This window comes from Streptomyces sp. SYSU D01066-1 (assembly GCF_054956795.1).
This window is the reverse complement of the sequence record NZ_JBUDHV010000018.1, coordinates 76,650-100,634: the sequence shown is the minus strand read 5'-3', so window position 1 is coordinate 100,634 and position 23,985 is coordinate 76,650. Positions and strand designations below refer to the sequence as shown.

Below are 23,985 nucleotides of genomic sequence, written 5' to 3'. Positions count from 1 at the left end.
ACACGAAAGGCGGCGGGGCGGGTACGTAGCTCTGCATGACACCTGAGCGCCCCGACCGGACCCCCACGGCCACCTACCGGCTCCAGCTCCAGCCCGGGTTCCCCTTCGGGGCCGCAGCGGCGGCCGTGCCGTACCTGGCCTCGCTCGGCGTATCCCACCTGCACCTGTCCCCGGTCCTGGAGGCCGTGCCGGGCTCCGCGCACGGCTACGACGTCGTCGACCACGCGCGCGTGCGCGAGGAGCTCGGCGGCGAGGAGGGACTGCGGGAGCTCTCGCGCACCGCGCGGGAGTACGGCCTGGGCCTGGTGGTGGACATCGTGCCGAACCACATGGCGATGTCCCCGCGGCACAACCGCGCCCTGTGGGAGGTGCTGCGCCAGGGGCCGAGTTCGCCGTACGCGCGGTGGTTCGACATCGACTGGGAGGCGCGGGGCGGCCAGGTGCTGATCCCGGTGCTGGGCGCCCCCGTCGGCGAGGTCCTGGACCAACTGCGGGTCGACGGCGACGTGCTGCGCTACCACGACCACGCCTTCCCGCTGCGGGAGGGCACCGCCCACCTGCCGCTGCCGCAGCTGCTGGACGCGCAGTGGTACCGCCCGGTGTGGTGGCGGCTGGCCCGGACCGAGCTGAACTACCGGCGCTTCTTCAGCGTCTCCGAGCTGATCGGCGTGCGCGTGGAGGACCCGGAGGTGTTCGAGGCCACGCACGCCACCGTGCTGCGGCTGCTGCACGAGGGCGTGGTGGACGGGCTGCGCGTCGACCACCCCGACGGGCTCGCCGACCCGGACGCCTACCTGCGGCGGCTGCACGAGGCGACCGGCGGACGGTGGACGGTCGTGGAGAAGATCCTGGCCGACGGGGAACCCCTGCCGGACACCTGGCCGGTGGCGGGGACGACCGGGTACGACGCCCTGCGGCACGTGGACGGGCTGTTCACGGACCCGGCGGGGCACGGGGAACTCGTCGCCGCGTACCGGGGGTTCGCCGCGCCTCAGACCGACCGGGGCGGTGCGTGGGCGCCGACCGTGCGGCGGGCGGCGTACAAGGTGCTCACGCACGAGCTGGCCACCGAGATGAACCGGCTCACGCGGGTGGCGCACCGGTTGTGCGAGGCGTCGCCCGACCCCGCGCTGCGCGACCGCGCGCCCTGGGCGTTGCGGCTGGCCCTCCAGGAGCTGCTGGTCCGCATGGAGGTCTACCGTCCGTACGCGTCGACCGACCCGGCGCGGGTCGTCACCGAGGAGGCGGCTGCCGAGGCCCGGTCGGCGTTCGCGGTGCCCGAGGAGGCCGGCGCGGTCGACGTCGTACGGGACCTGCTGCTCGGCCGGACGGACGACGGACCGGACGCGGTGGAGCTGCGGACGCGGTTCGCGCAGACCGCCTCGGCGCTGCGGGCCAAGTCGGTGGAGGACACGGCGTTCTACCGCTATGTGCCGCTGCTGTCGGCGAACGAGGTCGGCGGCGACCCCGGGCGGCCGGCGGTCCCGCCCGGGGAGTTCCACGCGTACTGCGCGCGCGTGCAGCGCGACTGGCCGCTGACCGGCACGGTGGTCTCCACCCACGACACCAAGCGCAGCGCCGACGTACGGGCGGCGCTGGCCGTGCTGACCCAGTGCCCCGGGCGGTGGGCGGAGGTCCTGGCGCAGGCCGCGCACGGCGTCGAGGAGGTGCCGGACGGGCAGCTCGCGTGGGCGGCCTGGCAGACGGTGTTCGGACTGGGCGGCCCGGCGGACGGGGAGCGGGTCCGGGAGGCACTGCTGAAGCACGTGCGCGAGGCGGGCATGTACACCAGCTGGACCGAGCAGGAGCCGCCGTACGAGGAGGCGGTGGCGCGGTTCGTCGCGGCCGGGCCGTGCGGGGCGCCCGGCGAACGGATCGCCGCCTTCCGCGAGGCGCTGGAACCGCACGTCCTGGCCAACGTCCTGGGCACCGCCCTGGTGCACCTGACCATGCCGGGCGTGCCGGACCTCTACCAGGGCACCGAGCGCGAGTACCGGGCCCTGGTGGACCCGGACAACCGCCGCCCGGTCTCCTTTCCGGACGGCGGCTCCGGGGGGTCCGGTCCGAAGGAGACGGTGACCCGGGCCGCGCTGGCGCTGCGGGTCCGGCGGCCTGGTGCCTTCGGCGGCTCGGCGACGTACGAACCGCTCACCGCCGAGGGGCCGGCGGCGGCCCACTGCGCCGCGTTCGTCCGCTCCGGCGAGGTGCTGACCGCCGTGACCCGGCTGTCGCTGCGGCTGGCCGAGGCGGGCGGCTGGCGGGAGACGAGCCTGCCGCTGCCGCCGGGCCGGTGGGCGGACGTGCTGACCGCCGGGCGGGAGTTCAGCGGGCACGCGCGCGTGGCGGAACTCTTCGAGCGGCTGCCGGTGGCGCTGCTGGAGCGGGTGGGGGCGGACGGCGATTGATCCGCGCGTGACCCGCACGCGGTGACCGGCGCACGCCCGCGCGTCCGCGTGTTCGCACGCCCGCGCGTCCGCGCGTCCGCTGGCGCACGAAGCGCGCCCGTTCGGGAGGCTCCTCGGGGCCGTCGGGAAGGGTCCCCTCCTACCGCACCGACCGTCCGCGCCACGCGCCGCGTCCGGTTCCGTCTCCGCACAGGCCGGGCCGAGGCGGCGGGGGCCTGGCCGCACGGCGAGTCGCACCGCGGGTCACGCGACGGGCCCGCCCGGCAGCGGGGGCCTCCAGGGCCGTCGGCAGGAGTCTCCCCGCACCGACCGTCCGCACCACGCGCCGCGTCCGGTTCCGTCTCCGCACAGGCCGAGCCGAGGCGGCGGGGGCGTGACCGCACCGGCGTGGCCGCACGGCGGGTCACGCGACGGACCGCACGGCAGGTCACGCGACGGGCCGCGCGACAGCGGAGGGCCCTCGTCGGCGTCGGCCGGGGCGCCGTGCCCGGTGGCGTCGCGGAGGAGCCGGTCACCGGCCGGGCCGTCGCCCGGCACGGTCGTCCGCGTCGCAGCGGGCGGCCCGGACGACGCGGAGGATCACGGCCGTCGGCGAGCCGGCCCGGTCCGCCCGGGGTCCGTCGTGACTCGTGTCATTCCCGGTGCGTCGGCACCGCGCCGCGCGCCGTGGCCCGGCCCGTCCGGGCGAGGGGCGGCGGACGCGTGCCGTCCCGCCAGTTCGAAGGCGGCGAGCACCACCCGGGCCTGGAACTCGGCCTGCCGCGCGACCGGCACCCAGCGCGCCGCGCAGCGGTCCCGGTAGTCGTCGCTCCACCGGTCGACCAGCCGTTCCAGCTCCGGCAGCACGTCGGCCGGGTCGCGCCCGGACGCCGTCACCGCCTGGTGCAGCAGTCCGGCCGTGCGCAGGGCGAGCCGCCGGCCGGCGATGCGCAGCGCGGTCAGGTGCGCGGTGTTCAGCGGCGGCAGCCCGCGTCCCGATCCGTCGTCGGCCTGGGGGTCCCAGGCGTCGGCGAGCCGGGGACAGACCAGCAGGTAGTCGTCGACCGGCGCCAGCAGGCGGGCGGTGTCCGCGGTGGCGGGCAGGTGCGGGCGGAGCCGGGCGACCAGGTGGTGCAGGAGCCGGGTGTCGCGGCGCAGGGTGCCGCTGACGTCGCGCAGCACCGCGTCCCGGTCGGCGGGCGGCGAGCCGTCGGCCACGGCGTCCACCGCCCACATGGGCGCCTCGACGACGGCCGTGACGGTGCCGTACCGCCGCGGGTGGGTCCAGGTCGAGTCGACGGCGGCCTCGGTGATCGCCGCGGTCAGGGAGCCCCGGCGGGGCGGCGGTATCCGGTAGACGGCCGGGCCCAGCACCGGCCAGTACAGGGCGTCGTAGGAGCCCAGTTCGCGGGGTATGCCGAGGCGGACCGCGGCGTGGGCCAGGCGGCGGGCGAGGCCGGGCAGGTCGTGGGTCAGCTCGGCGAAGCCGCCGCCGACGTCGGCGCCGTGCAGGGAGCACTGGAGGAAGGGGCGCAGCTCGTCCTGGAGCGCGAGCAGGGTGCGGGTCTCGGGGAGCGCGGCGCGGTCCGCGCCGTCGGGCAGCCACTCGGGCTGTTCCCTGAAGGACGGCCGGAAGAAGTGCCGGACGTAGCGGCCGAGGGTGTACGGCCCGGACAGCCAGCCCTCGTTGCGGCGCAGGCCGTCGGGGTCGAGGCAGAGCAGCAGGTTCCAGGTGGCGTCGGCGCCCTCGGTGAGCCGGGCGTCGCCGAGGACGCGGCCGGCCAGGCGCAGGACGGTGGCGCCGCCGACGGGCTCGTTGGCGTGCGGTCCGGCGACGACGAGGGCCTGGCGGGCGCCGTGGCCGAGGGACAGCAGCCACAGCGGTTGCCCCGCGCGGGAGGTGCCGACGCGGCGCAGCCGGACCCGGTCGGGATGCCGGGCGGCGAGCGCCGCGGCCCCGGCGCCCAGTTCGTCGACGGTCGGATAGCGCGGGAGGGGCGGCAGGGCACACACCTCCACGATGGGGTGCCGCCGGTTCACGGACGTGTGCGGCGTACGCACAGTCAGTCACGAGTCGCGGGGTACGTCAACACCGCCTCGGACGTGGTGAAGGGCGCCGTGCGCGCCCGCCGCGCGGTCTGTCGCGCAGGCCGGGGCGGCGCGCTCCGGCTCAGCGCGCGGAGAGCCGGAACGCCAAACGGCCGAACTCGATCTGGTCGCCCCCACGGACCACGGTGGCGCCGACGACCCGCCGTCCGTTCACGGTCGTGCCGTTGGTCGAACCCAGGTCGCGCAGCACCCACATGCCGCCCTGGCGGCTCAGTTCGGCGTGCACCCGGGAGACCGTCTCGTGGTTCAGGCGCAGCCCGCTGCCCGGGTCGCGGCCTATGCGCAGCGGGTGACCGGTGACCGGATGGGGCAGCAGCAGCTTGGGCAGCCGCTCGGCCCGCCAGGCCCGGCGCAGCCGTACGCCGAAGCCGGAGACCGCCTCCACCGAGCCGAACACCAGGCGCGCGATCCGGCCCTCCGTGCGCAGGTCGGCGGTGAGCGCGGCCAGTTCCTCGAAGCGGCGGGCGGTGAGCGCGAGTTCCATGCGGTGGACGAACGTGTCGTGCGACAGCCGCCCCGTCGCGACCCCGTCCCGGAGCAGCCGCAGCGCCTTGTCGCGCTCCGCGTCGGACAACCGCGCGGGGTGCGTGGGGAACTCGAAGGACGACGTCACGAAGCTGATTGTCGGTCAGCGTGCGCGGGGTGTCCAGGAAATGGCGGGGCGCCGTCCGCGCGCGACCGGTTGCGACGGGCGACGGCGGGCCGCACGGAGCGACAGCGGGCGGCGGTTTCGGCGGGAACGGCCTGTTCGACGGCGGATCGGCCGTCTTTGCAGGACCATGGACGGGCTACGTCACTGTGGGCAGACGAAGGGGAACCATCCGTGCAGTTCGAGGTGTGGGCACCTGAGGCCGACCGTGTGACGCTCCACTGCGACGGGGCCACGCGAGCGATGGAGCGCGACCCGGAGCGCGCGGGGTGGTGGCGGGGGGAGGCACGGGCACGGGACGGCTCGCGGTACGGCTTCGCGCTGGACGACGGCCCCGTGCTCCCCGATCCGCGCTCCCGGCGCCAGCCGGACGGCCCGGACGGGCTGAGCGCGGTCGTCGACCACGCGCGGTTCGCGTGGCGTGCCGACTGGCACGGGCGCCCGCTGCCCGGCGCCGTCCTGTACGAGCTGCACGTGGGCACGTACACGCGCGAGGGCACGCTCGACGCCGCCGCCGAGCGGCTGGACCACCTGGTGCGGCTCGGGGTCACGCACGTGGAGCTGATGCCGCTGTGCCCCTTCCCGGGACGCCACGGCTGGGGGTACGACGGGGTCGCGCCGTGGGCCGTGCACGAGCCGTACGGCGGGCCCGAGGCGCTGAAACGGTTTGTCGACCGGGCCCACGTGCTGGGCCTCGGCGTCGTCCTGGACGTGGTCCACAACCACCTGGGCCCTTCCGGCAACCACCTCCCCGCCTTCGGCCCGTACTTCACCGACCGCCACCACACCCCCTGGGGCGTCGCCGTGAACCTGGACGCGCCCGGCTCGGACGAGGTCCGGGACTATTTCGTGCGCAGCGCGCTGGCGTGGCTGCGCGACTACCGGATCGACGGGCTGCGTCTGGACGCGGTGCACGCGCTGGTCGACACGCGCGCGTGCCACTTCCTGGAGGAGTTGTCGACGGCCGTGGACGCGCTGGCCGAGGAGACCGGCCGGCCGCTGTTCCTGATCGCCGAGACCGACCTCAACGACCCGCGGATCATCACCTCGCGCGCGGCGGGCGGCCTGGGTGTCCACGCCCAGTGGAACGACGACTTCCACCACGCCCTGCACACCGCGCTGACCGGCGAGGCGCAGGGCTACTACGCCGACTTCGCGCGCGACCCGCTCGCCGCCCTCGCCAAGACGCTGACCGGCGGCTACTTCCACGACGGTACGTACTCCAGCTTCCGGGGCCGGCACCACGGGCGCCGGCTGGACCGCTCCCGGATCGCCGCGCACCGGCTGCTCGCCTACGCCCAGACCCACGACCAGGTCGGCAACCGCGCCCAGGGCGACCGCCTCGCCGCCCTGGCCTCCCCCGGGCTGCTGGCCTGCGCGGCGGCACTGACCCTGACCGGGCCGTTCACCCCGATGCTGTTCATGGGCGAGGAGTGGGCGGCGGGCACGCCCTGGCAGTACTTCACCGACCACACCGATCCCGGACTGGCGGAGGCGGTACGGCGGGGCAGGCGCCGGGAGTTCGCCGCACACGGCTGGAAGGAGGAGGACGTCCCGGATCCGCAGGACCCGGCCACCCGCGACCGCTCCTGCCTCGACTGGTCGGAGCCGGAACGCGAGCCCCACGCGCGCGTACTGGACTGGTACCGCAGGCTCATCGCCCTGCGCCACGAGCGGCCCGACCTCACCGATCCCGCCCTCACCGGCACCAAGGTCGCCTACGACGGTGCGGCGCGCTGGCTCGCGTTCCGGCGCGGGGACATCCGGGTCGCCGTCAACCTCGGCACCGAGGAGGCGGCGATCCCGCTGGGCGGCCGTCCGGCGCGGGTGCTGGCCGCGTGGGAGCCGGTCGAGGCGCCGGGGGCGGACGGGGTGCTGCGGGTGCCTGGGGAGTCGGCGGTGGTACTGGTGCAGGAGTAGGCGCTGGTGCGGGAGGAAGAGCTGGTGCGGGAGGAAGAGCTGGTGCGGGAGGAGGAGCTGGTGCACAAGCAGAGGCAGGGGCTCCCGGCTCCCGGCTCCCGGCTCCCGGCTCCCGGCTCCCGGCGGAAAACGAGGATGTGGGCGGTGCGGCGGCGCGGGTGGTCCCGCGCGCGGTCGGGGTCCGGGGCCTCAGGGTCCGGTGGCGCCCGTGTCCGGGCCGTGGGTGGTGTCCTCGCGGAGTTCCGTGACGCGTTCCAGGAGGATCGCCTCCCAGGCGCGGTGCAGGCGGTCGGTGAGGACCAGCGGTGGCTCGGCGGCGGGGCCGGCGAGGGCTTCGGCGCAGTGCAGGAGGCCGTCGCAGCGGGCCAGCCACAGGCCGCGCAGGCAGGGGCGGGCGCCGTAGCCGGCCAAGGTGGCGGCGCGGACGGCGGCGGGGGAACCCACCGAGAGCGCGAGCGAGGCGATGTCCTCCGCGGGGTCGCCGACGGCCACGCCGGTCCAGCCCAGCACGCCGCGGACCCGGCCGTCGGCGCCGACGACGAGGTGATCGGCGGTGAGCCGGCGGTGGATCAGGACCACGGTGCCGGACTGGGCGGCGAGCTGCGCGGTGGTCGCCGGGGTGAGCTGGGCCAGCCTGGTGGCGTCGAACTCGTCCGCCTCGGCCAGACGGGCCGCGGCGTGCTCGGCGGCCCGGCGCAGCGCCTCCAGCGAGCGTGGCGCGGTCCGCGGCACGCCGAGGCTCTCCGCCTGGCGGACCGGCACCCCGCGCAGCCCGCCGAGCAGCCCCGCCAGGTCCGTCTCACCGACCGCGGACACCTCGTGCTCGTCGGCCGTGCCGCCGGGCACCCTGGTGTCCAGCGTGCAGGACAGTCCCGGCGCCCACTCGCCGCGCGCCACGCTCACCGGTACGGCGACGGGGACGTGCGGCCGGACCAGGTTCCGCAGCAGCAGCTCACGGCGCTGGCGCACGGCGGCCTCGCGGTCGGGCGCGAGCCGCAGCACATGGCGGGCGCCGACCCACCAGGCGGTTCCCGCGCCGGCGCGCGCGTCGACCGGCCGGACGTCGGGCCCGTCCGCCGGCCCCGCCCGGCCCTCGCCGAGCAGGGAACGGGCCAGGAGGCGGACGGTCTCCGCGGTGGGAGTGGGTGGCTGGGTCATGGTCGCGCCGTTGTCTTCCGAAGACGTGCGGGGCCGGTGGGGCCGGTCAGGTCGGTGGGGCCGTACGGAACCGGCGGGGCCGGTACGGAACCGGTGGGGCCGTACGGAACCGGCGGGGCCGTACGGAACCGGCGGGGCCGTACGGAACCGGCGGGGCCGGTACGGAACCGGCGGGGCCGGTACGGAACCGGTGGGGCCGGTCAGTCCACGATGACCAGCCCCCGCTCGGTGTCGTTCAGGCGCCGGCCGCCCTCCTCCGTCACCGTCACGATGTCCTCGACGCGTACCCCGAACCGGCCGGGGAGATAGATGCCCGGTTCGACGGAGAAACACATCCCGGGCACGAGGAGCTGCCGTTCGCCCTCGATCATGTACGGCGGCTCGTGCGTGGTGACGCCGATGCCGTGTCCGGTGCGGTGGATGAAGTACGCGCCGTAACCGGCCTTCTCGATCACCGCGCGGGCGGCCCGGTCGACCTCCTGGCAGGCGACCCCGGGCCGCACCGCGCGGAACCCCGCCTCCTGGGCCTCGCGCACGATGTCGTGGACCCGGCGTTCCTCGTCCGTGGGCACACCGACGTGGACCGTGCGGGAGGTGTCGGAGCCGTATCCGCCCAGCAGGCCCCCGAAGTCGAGGACGACCATGTCGCCGTCCTCGATGATCCGCTCGCCGGCCTCGTGGTGCGGGTCGGCGCCGTTCGGTCCGGAGGCGACGATGGTGAAGTCCACCACCGTGTGCCCGTGCGCGCGGAGCAGCCTGTCGAGGTCCGCGGCCACGTCCGACTCGCGGCGGCCTCCGAAGCGGACGTTCCGGATCTCCTCGAACGTGGCGTCGGCCGCCGCGCCGGCGGCGGCGAGCAGTTCCAGTTCCGCCGCGTCCTTGACGGCGCGCAGCATCGGCAGCGCATCGGTGAGGGCGGCGTAGGAGGTGCCGGGCAGGGCGCGCTGGAGTCCCAGGAGGTGCGTCGCCCAGGCGTTGTCGCTGACGCCGAACCGCCCCGGACCGTCCGGGCCAGGACCGCCCAGGAGGGCGGCGGTGACGGCGTAGGGGTCCGTGCCGTCGGTCCAGTCGCGCAGGGTCAGGGCGGGTGCGCCGGGCGCCTTGCGGGCGTCGGCGGCCTCCAGCGTCGGGACGACGAGGACGGGGTCCCGCCCGGGGGTGAGCACCAGCAGCGTGAGCCGCTCGGTGACCGCGGGGGGTGTGTAGCCGGTGAGCCAGACGAGGTCCGGTCCCGGCGCCACCAGCAGACCGGCCAGACCGGCGTCGGCCGCCGCCCGCGCGGCGCGCTCCAGACGCGCCCGGTAGTCGTCGGCGGTGAACGCAACGGGTGTACTGCCGGTCATCCGACCTCCCTGTGCGGGTGAAGGGGTCACGCCAGCATCCTGCCCGGAGCGGAAGGGCGACGCGAGCCGGTTACGGGGTCCGCGGACCGCTTCCTCCCGCACGCTGCCGCAGCGGGCCGGCAGCGGTGCCCAGCGGTCGTCAGCGGTTTTCGGCCCTGCCCGGGCAGCGGGACCGGCGGTCAGATCACGACCCCCGGGACGACGGTCAGCCGCTGGTAGCCGCCGCTCGCCCGACGCACCGTCAGCTTCACCTCCACTCCGGGCCGGGCGCGGGCGACGGCGCGGGCGAGGTCGGCGGCGGAGTCGATCCGAGCCGTGCCGAAGGCCAGCAGCAGGTCGCCGCGGACCAGGCCCGCCGCGTGCCCCGGACCGGGGGCCTGGACGTCGACGACCAGGGCGCCGGGCCCGTCGTCGTCCACCGCGGCCACACCGAGCGTCGCGCCGGCGGACGGCGGGGTGGCGGACGGCGAGGTGGACGCCGGGGCGGGCGGCGCGGTGGCCCCGGGGCGGCCCGAGGACGGGCCGCCCCGGAGGGTCGCCGCGTCCGGGCTTCCGCCCCGCTGCCGCAGCTCGGCGAACTTGCTCAGGCCCGCCACCGTGGTGCCCATCGCCCCGATCCCCGCACCGGCCAGCAGCAGCACCGCCCCGGCGAGCGCACCGCACAGCAGGGCGGCCGGCCGGCGCCTGCGCCGGCGCGGTGGCTGCGGGGACCGGGCGGGAGCCTGCTCGGCGCCGGCTCCGGGGTCCCGGCCCGGCATCGGCTTGGGACGCAACACAGTCTGTTCCATCGATCGCCTCCGGCAGGAGCCCTACCCGGGCCCCCGTCGGACGACGAGTCACGAACGAGTGAGACTGAGCGGCGGCCGGATACGGTAGGCCCGTCGTGCGGGGTCAGCCCGCGGCCCCCTCTCCATGACCGCCGTGGGCGCCTCCGTGGTCGAACTTGAGCGCTTCGGGCGGCATCACGACGAAGGGCCGCATCATTCCCATGTCCTCGTGCTCCAGCAGATGGCAGTGGTACATGAACCGGCCGTGGGCGCCGTCGAACCTGCCCATGATCCGCAGCATCTGGTCGCCGGGCACCCGGTAGGTGTCCTTGTGGCCCAGTTCGTTGGGCGCGGGCACGATCGTCGTGTCCGCGTCGTACCGGATCGGGGTGCGGGTGCCGCCGATGGCCGGGTCGAAGCCCGAGACGTCGTAGGCGTCCCGGCCCAGGAGCTGGAAGTCGGCCAGGTGGATGTGCATGGGGTGGACGATCCGCGCCAGGTTGAGGAAGCTCCACTGCTCGTGGCTGCCCTCGGCGACGGTGTAGCCGAGGGCGTCGTTGAACGTCCGGGCCGTGCGCCGGTAGGTGCGGGGCGTGGTGTCGTCCGGGCCGATGATCTGGATGACGCCCTCGGTGGGTATCTGGATGCCGCCCGGGTCCTTCACCTCCGTCATCTCCCACATCTCCGGGTGGCCGCCGGAGCCCTTGGTGCCGGGCGGGGTGAGCACGACCAGCCGGTGGCCGTGACCGATGTCGTGGGTGAGCCGCCGGAAGGAACCGGAGAGCACCTCGGGCACCTCGAAGGCGTCCGGCTCGGCGCCCTTCCCCACCCGGAACTCCATGACCGCCGGGTACCGCACGTCGCCCTCCGGGTCGGGTACGCCCGCCGGCTGGTTCGGCCCCTTGTCGACCAGGCGGAGCCTGCGGCCGGCCAGCCCGCGGAAGTCGACCAGCAGGTCGAACCGCTCGGCCGGGGCCGCGGTCAGCGTCGGCAGTTCCTCGCCGAAGACCGGGACGGGGCGCGGCAGCAGGCCGCCGTCGCTGCCGATCTGGTGGACGACGCCCGGCACCGGACGGTCGTCCTCGTCGATCAGGACCAGGTCGTAGACCCGGGCGTTGGACGCGTTGACCAGCCGGAACCGGTACCAGCCGTCGTCCACCTCGGCGTACGGCCAGATGCGGCCGTTGACCGTGGTGTAGGGGCCGGTGAAGGGGAGGGTGACCGGCTTGCCGGTCTCCGGATCGCTCGGCTGGACGATCACCGTCTTGTGCAGCAGCCGCCCGTTGAGGCGGCCGTCCTCGTCGGTGTCCAGGTTCCGGTCGGCCAGCAGCAGCGGGATCTCCCGCTCGCCGCGGGGCAGACGGAGCGCGTCCTCCTCGTCGTCACGGACGAGGTAGGTGCCGTACAGGCCCGTCATCACGTTCCACCGCGTGATGTTCATGGCGTGGTCGTGGTACCACCACTGCACCGCCTGGTGGTCGTTCGGGTACTCGGAGAGCTGGGCGTCGCCGAAACCCACCGCGTTGTCCGCCCAGCCGTCGTTGCCGCCGCCGGTCTGGGCGCCGTGCAGATGGGTCACCGACCAGGCCGGGAGGGCCGCTACGTCCTTGTTGGGCTCGACGCCCTCGCGGCCGGGTTCGGTGGTGGCGGGCGGCGTGCCGGGAGCGCGTACCGGCACCTCGACGGAGGTGACCGGGTACTCGCTCTCCCTGGGGACGCGGTTGGTCCACGCGATGCGGACGCGCTGTCCGCGCCGCACCTCGATGGTCGGGCCCGGCACCTGCCCGTCGTACCCCCACATCAGGGTGGGCGGCAGTTGCGGGTGCAGGCGCACCCAGGCCGGGCGCAGGGCTATCTCGGTCTCGCGCAGGACGTCACCGGACGCCGGGCGCAGGACGGGCGGGACGGTCAGCGGCGCCGCGTACGGCGTCAGTTCGGCGGCCCTCTCGGTGTTGTCGGTGCCAGTGGTGCTTGCGGTGATCTCGGACAAGGTCGAACACCCCCGTGTTCTGCTCTCTGTTCACCTCGTGTTGCCCGTGTACCTCACCGAGGGAGACGCCCGACGCGGTCCCGGAGTTCCCGGAAAGACCCGTTCTGCACGAAAAGATGTGGATCAGTGGGGCACGGGCACCGCCGGTGCCCGGTCCGGGAGGAAGAGGTGGCTCCGTCCGGCCAGGTACTCGGCCTTGTAACGGGGGACGTGCCGGTGCCAGTTGAGGATGCCCGCCATCCAGTTCTGCAGGTCGCTCACATAGCCGCGCATGATCTCGCGTGCCTCTTCGGAGAGCTGGAAGTCGTCGTAGACGATGGGCAGTTCGTGCGCGACCACGTGCTCGAACTGGTGCATGCGCTGGGTCATCAGGTCGTGGACGACGTGGAGCGCGGTCGGGTAGTCGATGCCGAAGAAGTTCTGCACGACCAGGATGGCGTTGTGCATCTCGCCCTCGTACTCGATCTCCTTCTGGTACGAGAAGATGTCGTTGAGCAGGCAGGCGTAGTCCATCGCCGCGTTCTCCAGGGAGCGGACCGGGCCGCTGCGGTAGACCTCCGGCGGTACGGCGGGCCCGTGGCCGGCCCGGCACAGGCCGAGCGTGAGGTCGGAGCCGAAGGTGTCGCGCCGCATCTCCAGGTAGTCCACCGGGTCGGGGACGCGGTGGTGGATCTGGTTGGTCAGCTCCCACACCCAGGCGGCGGTCATCTTGTCGATGGCCTCCCTGAGGGGGCGCCGCTGCCGCGGGGTCATGCCGGCCGTGGTGCGGGCCCACAGGTCGATCAGCGAGCGCTCCATGGCGTTGGCGGGGGGCGGGACCGGTTCGCCGTCCAGCGGCATGCACGCCGACAGGCGGGCCGTGGTCAGCCGGGCGGCGGCCAGGTCGCGGCGGTGCCCGTAGACCAGCGGGTAGTAGTCGTCGCCGTAGGTGCCGAAGGCCAGCCAGCCGGAGGCCAGGTCGAGCTGGTCCTGGGTGGCGTCCGGGTCGAGGCCCGCGGCGCACAGGGGCAGGTCGCAGCTCAGCAGCTTGTCCTCGTCCCACACGCCCTCGCTGAGCATGCCCATCCGTAGCGCCCATTCGGACAGATGGCGCCGGGAACCGTCCAGGGCGGGGCTGAGCGCGAGCGGGAACGGCATGTGGATGTCGGGGATCAGGGACGGGCCGACCCGCTGGAACGGCACGTGCGTATGGGGCCGCATGCGCTCGGCTCCGGCGGCGGCGAGCAGGGCGGCGACGTCGGCGGCGGAGGTGCCGGGGCCGGTCGGGGAGTGCCAGGGGGCGGTGGTGGCCCGGGCGTTCTCGTTCATGTAGCGGCTGGAGCGCATGTGCCACTCGTGGCCGCCGGACTGCCAGTCCTGGAGTCCCTTGGCGTAGGCGGCCACGGCGGCGACCTCGGGCGGGGTGAGGCCCTGTTCCAGGGCCACCGCCGGGACTTCGGTGAACGCGGTGTGCTCGAACTGGTGCAGCCGGGAGGTGAGGACGTCGTTGACGATGTCGGCGGCCTCCTGGGTGGTGCAGCCGAAGAAGGTCTCCAGGACCAGGACGCCGTTGCTCAGCTCGCCCTCGTCCTCGACCTCGCGCTGGTAGGAGAAGAGGTCGTTGCGCAGGTGGACGCCGTCGGAGAAGGTCTCCATGAGCACCCTGAGCGGCCTGGTCCCGGCGACCGCGGGCGGCACCTCGGCGGTGGCGTACTCCACCAGCCCGGCCGACCAGGGGGCGCCGCCCACCTTGCGGCGCATCTCGATGTACTCGACGGGGTTGGCGATCCGCCCCTCGTTGATGTTGGACAGCTCCCACAGCGACTCGTTCAGCAGGTGCTCGGTGGCGACGGCGAAACGGCGGCGCCAGTCGGCCGACATCGCCGGCACCGTGCGCCGCCACAGGTCGATGAGGCCGGCCTCGACCGGGTTCTCCGGCTCGGGGACCCCGGCGGTGAGGTCGAGCGGCATGAACAGCGGGAGCCGGTCCAGGTGGGCCTTGCCCGCGGCGCGGTCCTGGGTGCGCTTGTACTTCTCCAGGAAGTGGTCGTCGAAGAAGAACACCCACACGTACCAGTCGGTGATCAGGGAGAGGGCCGGTCCGTCGCAGTCGGGGTGCGTGTAGGCGCAGAGCAGGCCGTAGTCATGGGCTTCCAGATCGGCCTGCTCCCAGACTCCGGAGCCCTCCAGCATGCCCATGTCGCGCGCCCACCGCGTCGAGTGGGCGCGCGCCTCGTCGACGTGGCGGTTCAGCCGCGCGGGATGCGGCAGGTAGAAGTGCGGGAGTTCGAAGGGCTGCTGCGTCATGGCCGGGCCCTACCCAGGGCCCTCCTGGGGCATCCTCGGACCAGGACATGATCACACCATCGCGTGAATGAGGGCGGATCGCGGAACTCCGGCCGCTTCGTTCGCTCCGCCTACGGCTCCGGAGCCGGTTCCGACTCCAGAGCCGGTTCTGGAATCGGCTCCGGTTCCGGTCCCGGCTCAGCCCCGTACCTGGATCAGCGCGTGCGTGCCGCTCGTGCGCCACCGCTGCTGCTCGGCGGCGACGAGCGCGGCCTCCGTGGCGGGGGCCAGACCGGTGACCACGTCGGACTTCAGGGTGCGCAGCGCGGCCACCGGGCCGGGGAAGTAGGCGGTGACGTCGGCGAACGGCGTGGCCGGCGGCCACCGCCGGTCGCCGACCAGCCGCCGGTAGTTCAGGTCGCCCTTGAACACGGTGAGCGTCGCGGCGGCGAATTCGGCGCGCAGGTCGTCCGGCATGTCGGAATAGGGCAGCGGGGCGCAGGAGAAGGGGTGGGCGCGGACGGTGAGACGGCCGTCGGCCAGGGCGGACCACAGCCGGCGCCCGCACCCGGCGGCGGCGCCCTCCGCTCCGGTCAGCCGCCGTACCGCGTCCAGCACGTCTGCGGGCGTGGCGTCGGAGACGTAGTACGGGTACGGCTTCACGTGCAGCACCGCGCGCGTGACGTGTCCGTGGGTGAGGAGGTGGTCGATGAGGAGCAGGTCGGGGACGAGTTCGCGGCCGGCGTTGTCGGCGACCAGGCACAGGGTGCCCGTACCGCCCGCGCCGCAGGCGGAGGGCGGCAGCAGTGCCCACAGGCGTGCGCTGTCGTCGGCGACCAGGGGCGGGACGTCGGCTCCGGTTCCGGCCGCCGGGGCGGAGAGGCGGAAGCCCAGGTCGGCGCGGTTGCCCCAGAGGGAGCCGTGCAGCAGGGCGTCCGCCCGCCGTTGCGCCGAAAGCCCGGTGAGACCGTCGAGCGCGGCCAGTTCAGCGGCCGTCTCCGGGGCGTCCAGTTCGGCGAGCTTGACCGGGCGGAAGGGGTCGATGCCGCGCCAGGGACCGGGGCCGAACCAGCCGGTCGCGTCGAGGAGCCGGCGGTAGAAGTAGCTCTCCGACCACAGCCACGGCACCTGGAACCAGGAGCGCCCGGTGTACTCGCCCAGCCCCCAGGCCGCCCACCGGTCGTGGTCGTCGGCGCCGGTGCCGGCGTCCGGGGGTTCGATGCCGCCGCGCAGGCAGTCGTCCAGCAGGGCGTCGAGCGCGCGGCGGCGGTCGGGGCCGTAGGGGAGGTTCTCCCGCACCTGCCGGATGATCGCCGGGTGCCGTTCGGCCAGCACGGAGTGCGGGAAGGAACCGGGTTCGTCGGCGAGCAGGACGGGCGGCGGGGCGGACCGCGGATCGGGCGGCGACGGGGTCTCGGGCATGCGGCTCACGGTAGCGCGGCGGTCACAAGGGGCTCGGCTCCCGCTCCAGGCGCACCGCGAGACGGGCGTAGTGGGGACGGCGGGTCACCGGCACCAGCGCCCGGATCAGCAGCCGCCACATCTCGGCGACCCGGCGGGGCTGGCGTGCGACGGGTTCCAGGGTGCGGCCCACGACACGGGTGCCGACGAAGGAGCAGACGAAGCTGTGGGCGACGGCTTCGACATCGATGTCCGGATGGATGTCGGACTCCTCGACCGCGCCGACCAGCCGGGTGGAGGCCAGTTCCAGCCACTCGGTGAAGGGGTGACGCAGCGGCGGGCGTACCGGCACGCCCGCGGTGGCGAGCCGCAGCCCGGCCCGTAGCACCGGGCCCTCGACGGAGAGCCGGGTGACGCCGAAGGTGAGCCGCATCAGGGCTTCCAGGGAGGAGTAGCCCCGGCCGTCCATCTCCCGGGCCATCCGGCGCGAAGTCCTGGACTGCAACTCCATGATGGCCTGGGCGAGGTCGTCCTTGGCCGCGAAGTGGAAGTACAGCGCGCCCTTGGTCACGCGCGCGTGCTGCACGATGTCGCTCAGGCTGGTCGACTCGTAGCCCTGACGGTCGAACAGGTCGGCGGCGGCCGCGATGATCGTCGCGCGGGTCTGCTCGGCGCGTAACTGCCTCGCCATCGGATGGACACTCCTGGGCTGGAACCGAACGGGTCATGCCGTGTGTTCTGACCCGCAGCAGACAATAACTCACCCTGCCATCAGCCCGTTTGACGAGGTCGCGGGCCGGCCGGCGCCTCCGGGGACGGGTCCCGGCGCCGGCCGGACCGCACGCGCGCGTGCCGCGTGACCGTGCTCGGACGGGAGGGTCAGTTGACGAAGACCGTCCCGCCGCCGGACGTCGTCACCGGGGCGTAGTCGGCCGTGAAGTAGCCGTTGGCGAAGCAGAGCGCCGAACCGGAGACCTTGGTGAAGTGCTGGTCGGTGAAGTGGATGCCGTTGTCGTCGTTGCTCGCCGTACCGGACAGGGAGGGCGCCTCGTAGACGCAGTTGACGGTGCCCAGCAGGGTGCGCAGGGCGACCGTCGCTCTGACGGTGGAGCCGCTCGGCGGGGCCACGGTGAGCGTGCCGTCGGAGGCCACGGTGGCGGTGTAGGGCAGGTTGCCGAGGCTGATCTGGTTGACGCCGAGCACACCGGTGACGTTGGTGCTGCAACTGGCGGCGTCGAAGGTGTGCGCGGTGACCGACTCGGTGGCCGTACCGGGCGCGGTCGGGTTGCCGGTGACGGTGGCCGCGAACTGCGAGGACGTGCAGGAGAGACCGGACGTGCCGGTGGCGCTGGAGTAGAAGGTGGCGTTGCTGCCGCTCTCCAGCGGGGCGGTGAGGGCCTCCCCCACCGCGACGGCCGTGCCGCCGACGGAACCGGTGGTGAGCACGGAAGCCGCGGCCGCCCCGGTGGTGTCGGCGGCGACGGCGGTGAAGGCCGTGGGAACGGACAGCGCGGCGACGGCCGCGGTGAGGGCCAGGAGGGTGCGTGTACGCATGCGGGTACCTCTTCTCCGGTTCGGGGGAGGTCGTGCCCTGGATGTGGAGGTGCGGTGGTGCGGCGGTGCGGAACGCGTCGTGCGTCGTACGTGGTACGTCGTGCCGGTACCGTCCGCGAAAGCACGCACCCGTGCGTGTGCCCGTACGTGTGCCCGTACGTGTGCCGGCGTGCGCACCGGTGCGTGGGGTGGCGCGGGGCGACGGGACGCGCGTGGAACGTCCCGCCGCCGTCATCGGTCCGTGACGCCTTCTCCGTACGTGACGGACCGAGAGGCGGGCGACCGCGCCGCGCCACGGGGCGGGGCGGGGCGGGCCGCTCGTACGAGAGCAGCCGCGGCGGCACGGCGGGGCGTGGGGCGGTGCCTCGCGATGGGCCGGGCTGTCCGGGAACGCGGACGGGTGCCGCGGAAACGGATCCGGCGCCACGGATCCGGGAAACAGGGGAAGTTCTAGAACCGACGGGCGGCCGACGTCAATACATCGCGCACGAGTCGACGTACCGGAAGACGGTTCGGCCGGAGCCGGCGGGGGCCGGCGGCGCCGACGGGCACACAACCCCCACTCTTTACCCACAACGTGCTTGACCGCCGGGCGTAACCACCGGTAACTTCCCCCTCGGTTACTGGTGCGTAACCCGGAAATCCGCGCGGCCGCCGGGAGTTGGGCGGAGGGCACCGCACCAGCCGCTGTCCGCGCCAGGACAACGTGCCGTCTCAGCCCGATCCGCATCGACTATGCCTCTGGAGCAGACATGGCCCCGTCCTCGGAACCCACCCCGACCGCCGACCAGACCCCCGACAGTCCGGGCCCGAGACGCGGCCGGGTCCGGTTGCGCCGGGCCGCGGTGATGGCGGTGCCGGCCGCCGCGGTCACCGCCACGCTGGCCGTCCTCACCGCCCAGGGCGCGCTGGGGGTGCAGTTCGCCATCTCCGGCATGCCCTTCACCGTCACCGCCACGGAGCTGGACGGCACCGGCTTCGCCCAGTTCGGCGGTCTCGACCACATGGCCGAGGGCAGTCCGAACGCCGGGGACACCGGCGGTGATGTGCTGGTCGTCACCTCCGTGATCAAGGACGCGAAGCTCACCAAGCTGTGCCAGAGCGTCGACCTGGGCGGTACCAACCTGCTGATCACGGCGGGCGACAGCGGCACCCGGGTGTCCGCGAGCGACCTGACCACCGACTCCACGTTCCTGTCGGGCGACGCCTCGTTCAACAACATCGAGATCGGCAACGACGCCAGCACCCTGGACAAGGCCGGGTCCAAGGGCCGCGGTCCGATCGGCGTGTTCAGCCAGCAGGCCGACACCGTGCACATCGACAAACTGCGCCAGACCAACTACGCCACCACCGCCGCCGTGTTCAAGCTGCCCGGCCTGAAGCTGCGGTTCAGCGAGTCGGGCTGCTGATGACGGACGACCGGCGTACGGGAGCACGGGCCGCCTTCCGCCACTGGCGGTCCCGGCGTCCCTTCTGGGGCGGGCTGCTGCTCCTGCTGGGCGGGGCGGAGGTGTGGTTCACCATGAAGGCGTCGCTGAAGGTCGTGCTGCACATCGGCCCGCAGGGCGTGGCGGGCTACCTGCTCCCGACGGTGATGCTGCTGTGCGGGCTGCTGCTCCTCGTCAACCCGGCCCAGCGCCTCTTCTACTCGATCGTCGGCGTCCTGGTCTCCCTGGGCACGTGGCTCACCTCGAACCTCGGCGGATTCGTCATCGGACTGCTGCTCGGAGTCGTCGGGAGCTGTCTCGCCTTCGGCTGGCTGCCGGACCAGGAACCGCGCCGCCGACGCCGCCGGAAGCGGGCCGTCCGGTCCGAGTCCGTCCCACGCCCCTTCGAACGGGGGGCCGGCGAGACGGCCTGAGCCGGTGTGCGGCGGGGGCCGGTGTGCGGCGGGGGCCGGTGTGCGGCGGGGGCCGGTGGGACGGCCTGAGCCGGCGTGTGGCGACGGGATCCCGAGGCGCTCCTCGCCGACGGGATCCCGCGCCGTCGCGGCCTACGGAGCCCGCCCAGTCGCCCGTCGGCCGCCGGGCGGGCGGCTCGCGGACGCCGGGCGGGGGCTCGCGGACGACCCGCAGACGGTTCGCGGGCGGCTCGCGGACGGTGCTGGGGAGGCGATCGGGCGGCGGGCCGGCGGCGGGCGAATGGTCACGATGCGGTAGTGACGGACCCCGGCGGATCGTTGGTCACTTGACTACCGGTGGTCACACGCGATTGGCTCCGGCCCAGCGAGACTCACCCAGTTGGCGCACAGGTCGTCCTACGACGGTGGCTCCTCGCCCTGTTCCTCCTGCTCGGCCGCTCAGCGAGGTGCCGCACCCCCATGAACACTTCTCCCCCGCCGTTCGCCCCGTCCGCGCGGTCGCGCCTCGCCGCCCTGATGGCCGCGGTCTGCCTGCTCTCGGCCGGCTGCGCGGGCACCGGCGCGGACGGCGAGGCCACCTCGCACGGCGCCGGGCCGGGCGGCGACCGGACGAGGATCGCCCTGGTCACCCACGGCGACGAGGGTGACGCCTTCTGGGACCTGGTGCGCAAGGGCGCCGAGGCGGCCGCGGCCAAGGACGGCATCGACCTGACGTACGCCGGCGACGCCGACACGGCGGGCCAGGCCGAACTGGTCCGGGACGCGATCGGCGACCGGGTCGACGGCATCGCCGTGACCCTGGCCAAGCCGGGGGCGATGAAGGGACCGGTCGCCGAGGCGCGGAAGGCGGGCATACCCGTCGTGGGGCTCAACTCCGGAATGGACGCCTGGCGCTCCGCGGGCCTGCTGTCGTACTTCGGACAGGACGAGGGCGTGGCCGGCCGGTCCGTCGGCGACAAGCTCGACGCTCTTGAGGCCGAACACACCCTGTGCGTCATCCACGAGCGGGGCAACGTCGCGCTGGAGGCCCGCTGCGCCGGGGTGAAGAAGACCTTCGACGGCCTGACCGAGATGCTCTACGTCGAGGGCACGGACATGGAGGCGGTACGGGACGCCGTCGCCGCCCGGCTGCGGCAGGACACCCGCATCGACGAGGTCGTCATGAACGGCGCGCGGTACGCGCTCACCGCCGTCAGGGCGGTCAAGGACGCGGGCAGCCGGGCCCGGGTCGCCACCTTCGACCTCGACAAGGACCTGGTCGCCGCCGTCAAGCGCGGGGACGTGCAGTTCGCGGTCGACCAGCAGCCCTACCTCCAGGGCTATCTCGCGGTGGACGCGCTCTGGCTGTACCGCACCAACGGCAACGTCAGCGGCGGCGGCGCCGAGCCCGTGCTCACCGGGCCCGCGTTCGTCACCAAGGCCAACGCGGACTCGGTCGGGCGCTTCGCCGCGAACGGCACCCGGTGAACCGCCCCGCCGACCACCACGTGGTCCGCCCCGCCCGCCCCCGCGTGGCCCGTCCCGCTGGCCCCCGCGTGGTCCAGCCCGCCGACCCCCGCGTGGTCCAGCCCGTCTACCACCGCGTGAACCGCCCCGTGGTCCGCCCCGTGAACCGGTGCCCCCTGCCCCTCGCGTCCGCTCCCCGCCGCCCCTCCTCCCCGATCGCCTAGGACGACGATGTCTGCACGGACCGGTGCCCCGCGCCGCCTCGGCCACCTCGGCTCCATACGCCTCTCCCTCATCCTCCTGGCACTCGTCCCGAGCGCCACCCTGGCCGTGATGTGGGGCGTGACGACGAACCGGATGCTCTCCGAGGGACTGGAGCTGCGGTCGCAGACCCGGCTGAGCCAGGCCACCGGGGCGATGGGCACCGAGGCCGCCCTCGCCCTCCAGCGCGAACGCGGCGTCTCGGCGGCCTGGCTGGCCACCCCCGGCGGCTCCCGGGCGGAACTGGAGGCGCGGCGCGAGGAGACGGACGCGGCGGTGGCCGAGCTGGTCGCGCAGACCGACACCATCCGGCAGGCCCCCGCCCGGGTCTCGGAGCGGCTGTACGCGGTACTCGGCTCGCTCGGCAGCCTGGAGTACTACCGCGACCAGGTCGACGAGCCCACCGACATCTCCCCCGAACAGGCACTCGACCAGTACTCCTCGATCATCGACGAGCAGATACACGCCTTCCAGGAACTGTCCCAGGTCAACGACGGCGACCTCACCTCACGGGCCGGCCCGCTGATCGCGCTGGAACACGCGGCGGAACTGACTTCCCGGGAGGACGCCCTCCTCACCCTGGCCTGGCCCTCCGGACGGCTCGACGAGGCGGAGTGGGCCGCGTTCTCCCAGGCCGTGCACACCCGTCGCTGGCTGGTCCGGGACCAGATCATGTCCTCGCTGCGCGGCGCGGCGAAGACGCAGGTGGAGAGCATCCTCGCCAGCGACGCGTGGAGGACCGTGGAGTCGGTCGAGGACCAGGTGCTCGCGGCGCGTTCCGCGGGCGGTCAGGACACGATCCCGCTGCCGGACGCGCGCGACCGGTGGACCGCCGCCTTCGACGAGGTCTCCCTGCGGTACGCGGCGCTGGTCCGGGGGCAGACGACGGAACTGCTCGACCGCAGCGCGGAGGAGGCGCGCGGGCTGCTGCTCACGGTGGGCTGGCTGAGCGCGGGCGGGCTGCTCGCCCTGCTGCTGTGCGTGGTGGTGTCCTGGCGGATCACCCGCTCGCTGTCCCGGCGGCTCACCGGTCTGCGGCGGGCCACCCTGAGCCTGGCCGAGGAGCGGCTGCCCGACGTGGTGGCCCGGCTGGAGCGGGGCGAGACGGTCGACGTGGAGTCGGCGACCCCGCCGCTGGACTACGGGCGCGACGAACTCGGCCAGGTCGCCCAGGCGTTCAACGCCGCGCAGCGCACCGCCGTGCACACCGCCGTGGAACTCGCCGACACCCGGCGGGGTTTCCAGAAGGTGATCCTCGGCATCGCCCGGCAGAGCCAGAACCTGGTCAACATGCAGCTCGGCAAGCTCGACGCGCTGGAGCGCCGCCACACCGACCCCGAGGTCCTCAAGGGGCTCTACGAACTGGACTCGGTGGCCAGCCAGCTGCGCCGCTACGAGGAGAACCTGGTCATCATCAGCGGCGAGCAGCCGCGGCGCAGCTGGCGGGAGCCGGTCGCGCTGATCGACATCCTGCGCGGCGCGGTCGGCGAGGTCGCCGAGTACCAGCGGGTGGAGGTGTCCACCGAGTACGTCGAGGGGGGCGGCGAGGAGGTGTACCTGGCGCCGCCCGCGGTCGCCGACGTGATCCACCTGCTGGCCGAGCTGATCGACAACGCCACCGCGTACTCGCCGGCGCCCGCTCCGGTCGGGGTGCGGGCGTCGATGGTGGCCAAGGGGCTGGCCGTCGAGATCGAGGACCGGGGGCTGGGGCTGTCCGAGGAGGACTACGTCTCGTTCAACGAGCAGCTGTCGGTGGAGCCGCAGTTCGACGTGGTGGCCCTCGCCGGCGACCTGCGGCTCGGCATGTTCGTCGTCGCCCGGCTCGCCCACCGGCACGGCATCACGGTCACCCTGCGCCCCTCGCCGTTCGGCGGCACCACGGCGATCGTGCTCCTGCCGCACGAGATAGTGGTGCGGGAACTGCCCGCCACTCCCGACACGTCGGCCGCTCCCGCCTCTTCGGTCGCTCCCGCCACTCCTGCCACTCCTGCCACTCCCGCCACTCCTGCCACTTCTGTCACTCCTGCCACTTCCGCCTCGCCCGCCTCTCCCGACGCGCCGACCACTCCGGCCGGCACCACGACATCCCCGGCGCCCTCACCCGCGTCCGCGTCCGCGTCCGCACCCACCCCCGCCCCCACCGACGCACCGTCCCCCGCACAGCCCCAGGCCCCCGCCGCCCCCCGCCCGGCGAACGGCGTCCCCTCCCCCCTCCCCCGCCGCGTCCCCCAGACGAGCCTCGCCGCCGAGTTGCGCGAGGAGCCGCCCGGCTCCCCCGGCGGGACCGCCACGGCGCCCGGGGACGACGACAGCTACCCCGACTTCACCGCCGAGCGCGCCGCCGCCTCCCTCGCCGGTTTCCAGCGCGGCACGCTCCAGGCGCGTGACGAGGAGCCCGAGGAGCGGGACGGCCGCCTCCCGGGTTCCGCCCGCCGCCCGCTCACGAAGGACACGCCATGACACGCCCCACGCCCGCCACCCACACCCAGCTGGACCAGTTGCTCACCGGACTCGTGGAGCGGGTCGCCGACGTCAACCAGGCCGTCGTGCTCTCCGAGGACGGGCTGGTCGTCAGCAAGTCCACCGGTTTCCCGCGCGACGACGCGGAACGGCTCGCGGCGACCGCCTCGGGCCTGATGAGCCTCAGCAAGGGCGTCAGCATGGACTTCCGGGGCGGCCCGGTCCGCCAGGCGCTGATCGAGATGGCCAACAGCTACCTGATCCTCACCTCCGCCGGTCCCGGCGCCCACCTCGTGGTGCTCACCGGTCCGAACGCGGACGTCGGTGTGGTGGCGTACCAGATGAACATGCTGGTGAAGAGGATCGGCGAGCACCTCAGCGCGGCCCCCCGGTCCGGCACGGCCGCCGGCGAGTGAC

At 74.2% G+C, this 23,985-nt stretch carries 16 protein-coding genes and 1 pseudogene; 7 read left to right on the top strand and 10 right to left on the bottom strand.

The features are described 5' to 3' along the window. Positions 1 to 35: 35 nt before the first annotated feature. Positions 36 to 2,405: a malto-oligosyltrehalose synthase gene (treY, locus tag ACY1JF_RS18620; RefSeq protein ID WP_462706270.1), complete on the top strand. Its 2,370-nt coding sequence runs from the start codon at positions 36 to 38 to the stop codon at positions 2,403 to 2,405. Positions 2,406 to 3,037: 632 nt separating this feature from the next. Here the strand turns inward: treY and ACY1JF_RS18615 are convergent. Together ACY1JF_RS18615 and ACY1JF_RS18610 are read right to left on the bottom strand one after the other, a co-directional pair. Next, positions 3,038 to 4,403 (bottom strand): annotated as a pseudogene (locus tag ACY1JF_RS18615) (M14 family zinc carboxypeptidase). A 151-nt stretch (positions 4,404 to 4,554) separates the two neighbouring features. Beyond that, the gene (locus tag ACY1JF_RS18610) at positions 4,555 to 5,106 is read right to left on the bottom strand and encodes an FHA domain-containing protein (protein WP_462706269.1); all 552 of its coding nucleotides are present in this window, start codon (positions 5,104 to 5,106) and stop codon (positions 4,555 to 4,557) included. Positions 5,107 to 5,316: 210 nt separating this feature from the next. On the opposite strand from ACY1JF_RS18610, the gene treZ reads away from it, so the two are divergent. Beyond that, positions 5,317 to 7,062 (top strand): malto-oligosyltrehalose trehalohydrolase, encoded by a 1,746-nt coding sequence (gene treZ / locus ACY1JF_RS18605; RefSeq protein WP_462706268.1) that lies wholly within the window; start codon positions 5,317 to 5,319, stop codon positions 7,060 to 7,062. Positions 7,063 to 7,251: 189 nt separating this feature from the next. On the opposite strand, the gene ACY1JF_RS18600 is transcribed toward treZ, so the two are convergent. The 8 genes from ACY1JF_RS18600 to ACY1JF_RS18565 all read right to left on the bottom strand — a co-directional run bounded on the left by ACY1JF_RS18600 (position 7,252) and on the right by ACY1JF_RS18565 (position 17,540). Further along, on the bottom strand, positions 7,252 to 8,220 hold the full coding sequence (locus ACY1JF_RS18600; RefSeq protein ID WP_462706267.1) for a phosphotransferase: 969 nt from the start codon (positions 8,218 to 8,220) through the stop codon (positions 7,252 to 7,254). A gap of 200 nt (positions 8,221 to 8,420) precedes the next feature. After that, positions 8,421 to 9,563 carry a M24 family metallopeptidase gene (locus ACY1JF_RS18595; protein WP_462706266.1) on the bottom strand — a complete coding sequence of 381 codons (1,143 nt, stop codon included), beginning with the start codon at positions 9,561 to 9,563 and terminating at the stop codon, positions 8,421 to 8,423. Positions 9,564 to 9,742: 179 nt separating this feature from the next. Then, on the bottom strand, positions 9,743 to 10,351 hold the full coding sequence (locus tag ACY1JF_RS18590; protein WP_462706265.1) for a PDZ domain-containing protein: 609 nt from the start codon (positions 10,349 to 10,351) through the stop codon (positions 9,743 to 9,745). Positions 10,352 to 10,454: 103 nt separating this feature from the next. After that, positions 10,455 to 12,320, bottom strand: coding sequence for an O-aminophenol oxidase PhsA (phsA, locus tag ACY1JF_RS18585; protein ID WP_462706264.1), 1,866 nt, complete (start codon positions 12,318 to 12,320; stop codon positions 10,455 to 10,457). Between the two features lie 123 nt (positions 12,321 to 12,443). After that, on the bottom strand, positions 12,444 to 14,606 hold the full coding sequence (cyc2, locus tag ACY1JF_RS18580) for a germacradienol/geosmin synthase Cyc2 (RefSeq protein ID WP_462706263.1): 2,163 nt from the start codon (positions 14,604 to 14,606) through the stop codon (positions 12,444 to 12,446). 177 nt (positions 14,607 to 14,783) lie between these two features. Next, on the bottom strand, positions 14,784 to 16,007 hold the full coding sequence (locus tag ACY1JF_RS18575; protein WP_462706262.1) for a damage-control phosphatase ARMT1 family protein: 1,224 nt from the start codon (positions 16,005 to 16,007) through the stop codon (positions 14,784 to 14,786). A 22-nt stretch (positions 16,008 to 16,029) separates the two neighbouring features. Further along, positions 16,030 to 16,677 carry a ScbR family autoregulator-binding transcription factor gene (locus tag ACY1JF_RS18570; protein WP_462706261.1) on the bottom strand — a complete coding sequence of 216 codons (648 nt, stop codon included), beginning with the start codon at positions 16,675 to 16,677 and terminating at the stop codon, positions 16,030 to 16,032. A 188-nt stretch (positions 16,678 to 16,865) separates the two neighbouring features. After that, a complete protein-coding gene (locus ACY1JF_RS18565; RefSeq protein ID WP_462706260.1) occupies positions 16,866 to 17,540 on the bottom strand; it encodes a Tat pathway signal sequence domain protein in 675 nt (224 codons plus the stop codon). 752 nt (positions 17,541 to 18,292) lie between these two features. On the opposite strand from ACY1JF_RS18565, the gene ACY1JF_RS18560 reads away from it, so the two are divergent. The 5 genes from ACY1JF_RS18560 (at position 18,293) to ACY1JF_RS18540 (ending at position 23,984) form a co-directional block, all read left to right on the top strand. Further along, positions 18,293 to 18,949 carry a DUF6230 family protein gene (locus ACY1JF_RS18560; protein ID WP_462706259.1) on the top strand — a complete coding sequence of 219 codons (657 nt, stop codon included), beginning with the start codon at positions 18,293 to 18,295 and terminating at the stop codon, positions 18,947 to 18,949. Next, positions 18,949 to 19,401, top strand: coding sequence for a DUF6114 domain-containing protein (locus ACY1JF_RS18555; RefSeq protein WP_462706258.1), 453 nt, complete (start codon positions 18,949 to 18,951; stop codon positions 19,399 to 19,401). The genes ACY1JF_RS18560 and ACY1JF_RS18555 overlap by 1 nt, the downstream gene beginning before the upstream one ends. A 459-nt stretch (positions 19,402 to 19,860) precedes the next feature. Further along, the gene (locus ACY1JF_RS18550; protein ID WP_462706257.1) at positions 19,861 to 20,868 is read left to right on the top strand and encodes a substrate-binding domain-containing protein; all 1,008 of its coding nucleotides are present in this window, start codon (positions 19,861 to 19,863) and stop codon (positions 20,866 to 20,868) included. Between the two features lie 210 nt (positions 20,869 to 21,078). Then, positions 21,079 to 23,568: a sensor histidine kinase gene (locus tag ACY1JF_RS18545; protein WP_462706256.1), complete on the top strand. Its 2,490-nt coding sequence runs from the start codon at positions 21,079 to 21,081 to the stop codon at positions 23,566 to 23,568. Then, positions 23,565 to 23,984, top strand: coding sequence for a roadblock/LC7 domain-containing protein (locus ACY1JF_RS18540; RefSeq protein WP_462706255.1), 420 nt, complete (start codon positions 23,565 to 23,567; stop codon positions 23,982 to 23,984). The genes ACY1JF_RS18545 and ACY1JF_RS18540 overlap by 4 nt, the downstream gene beginning before the upstream one ends. Position 23,985: the final 1 nt, after the last annotated feature.